The organism is Chryseobacterium taeanense, from assembly GCF_900099685.1.
Classification (GTDB): Bacteria; Bacteroidota; Bacteroidia; order Flavobacteriales; family Weeksellaceae; genus Chryseobacterium; species Chryseobacterium taeanense.
The window spans coordinates 1-1,336 of the sequence record NZ_FNDW01000029.1; the positions used below are offsets into that span (position 1 = coordinate 1).

Consider the following 1,336-nt stretch of genomic DNA (forward strand, 5'->3'; position numbering starts at 1 on the left):
CTCGTATGTTTGCGTAAGAAAGATTTACGTTTTACATAGGATAACAAAAAGCTAAGAGACAGAAGAAATATTTTGTGTCAGGTAGTTAATTTGATTTTAATATACCGTAAAAAGAAAGATTCTCTGTCTCTAAGTTTCTCCAAAATCTGAACAGTACTTAGGGAATGAAAAGTATCCCGGATAATTACGAGAAAAGATTAACAGGAACTGTGGCTTTATAAAAACAATATTATGGAAAAACAGTGTGTTGGTATTGATGTATCCAAGGATTATCTTGATTGCTGTATTGGATGTATAGATTCTGATCAGAATCACAAACTGCAAAAGAGTAAGAGATTTTCGAATAATGAAATTGGTTTTAAGTCATTGTTAAATTGGGTTTCAGATCTTCAGGTTATAGACCATTTAATTTATGTAATGGAAGCCACAGGGGTTTATTATGAAAATCTGATTTATTATCTCACAGAAAATGATTGTAAAGCATCGGTTTTATTGCCTAATATGGTAAAACACTATGTGAAGAGTTTGAATGTAAAGACAAAAACAGATAAAGTAGATGCAGAAGTTTTATGTAGGCTGGGTTTAGAACGAAAACTGGAGTTTTGGCGGAGGCCATCTAAAATCCTGCGAGAACTTAAATTTTTAAGTAGAGAATATCGTGAGATAAAGTATAAGATTCATCAGGTCAAAAACCAGCTTCATGCAAGATTTTACAGCCATCAATGCCCTGAGAATACGGAACGGAGGTTAAAAAAGCAAATTTCGTTACTCGAAACCCAGGTTCTGGAGATCGAAGCAGAGATAAGAATTTTGGTAATGACAGACAGTTCTTTTTATGATAAAATACAGAGAGTGTGTACAATACCTGGGGTGAGTTTTATAACAGTTGTTTGTATTGTTGCTGAAACAAATGCATTTGCTTTAATCTCCAATTCCAAACAACTCTCCAGCTATGCGGGTTTTGATATACAGCATAACCAGTCTGGAAGCAGACAGGGGAAAACAAGGATTTCGAAAAAAGGAAATAGCTTTATTCGGCATGCCCTCTATATGCCGGCATTATGTGCAAGTAGATTTAATCCCTCAATGAAATCTTTCTACAGGAATTTAACTGAACGGAAACCTGCAAAAAAAATAGCGGTAACGGCGGTAGCAAGAAAGTTATTGTGTTTAATCTACATTCTCTGGAAAAAAGATGAAGAGTTTAATATCGATTATGAAGAACATAAAAAAGCAGACAGGGTTTCGCCTGTCTGAACGGGATAAATAATAGCTTTCCCCTAAAATAGTTTAAACAAATTTAAAAAATAATTTGCATATTAACACAGTACCTTTT

General features: G+C 34.0%; 1 protein-coding gene. It reads left to right on the forward strand.

The genetic code is table 11. The features are described from left to right. Nucleotides 1–231 precede the first annotated feature (231 nt). On the forward strand, nucleotides 232–1,257 hold the full coding sequence (locus BLR30_RS17500) for an IS110 family RNA-guided transposase (protein WP_089861646.1): 1,026 nt from the start codon (nucleotides 232–234) through the stop codon (nucleotides 1,255–1,257). The last annotated feature ends 79 nt before the right edge of the window (nucleotides 1,258–1,336 follow it).